This window comes from Knoellia aerolata DSM 18566 (assembly GCF_000768695.1).
In the GTDB taxonomy this organism is placed as follows: domain Bacteria; phylum Actinomycetota; class Actinomycetes; order Actinomycetales; family Dermatophilaceae; genus Knoellia; species Knoellia aerolata.
Map to the genome: position 1 here is coordinate 1 of NZ_AVPL01000166.1, position 583 is coordinate 583.

Genomic DNA, 583 nt, shown 5'->3' on the forward strand with positions numbered 1-583 from the left:
TCGGCAGGCACGTGCGCGACCTGATGGCGGCGCCGTTCGAACTGCTGCTGGGCCGGCGCACCTACGACATCTTCGCGGGCTACTGGCCCCACGTGCCGGCCGGTTCGGGCAGCCGCCCGCTGGCGGACCGCCTGAACAGCGCGCCCAAGCACGTGGCCACGCACCGGCCCGATGGCCTGTCCTGGCAGGGCAGCCGGGCGCTGTCCGGCGACCTGGCCGAGGCGGTGCGGGCGCTCAAGCGCCAGGGCGGGGCGGATCTGCTGACGTTCGGCAGCGGCGACATGGTGCGCCAGCTGCTGGCGGCGGATCTGGTGGATGATCTGTCCCTGTTGGTCTATCCGGTGATGCTGGGGCCGGGCAAGCGGGTGTTCGGCGACGACGCGCAGGCGCGCGCCTTCACGCTGGAGCGGGTCGACGCCACGCCGGGCGGCGTGCTGGTCAGCCGCTACCTGCGCGGCGGCGAGGTGCGCACGGGGTCGTTCGAAGACGGTGAATGAGCGGGCGCGCCTCAGTGCGATGACACGTAGCTCGACGCCGCGAAGGCCGGCGGCACGGCGAACTCGGCCTTCATCCGCTTCACTTC

At 72.7% G+C, this 583-nt stretch carries 1 protein-coding gene; it reads left to right on the forward strand.

Going from position 1 to position 583, the window contains the following annotated elements; genetic code table 11:
- On the forward strand, positions 1-497 hold a 497-nt coding region (locus tag N801_RS22200; protein ID WP_035941038.1), incomplete at its 5' end, for a dihydrofolate reductase family protein.
- Positions 498-583 lie beyond the last annotated feature (86 nt).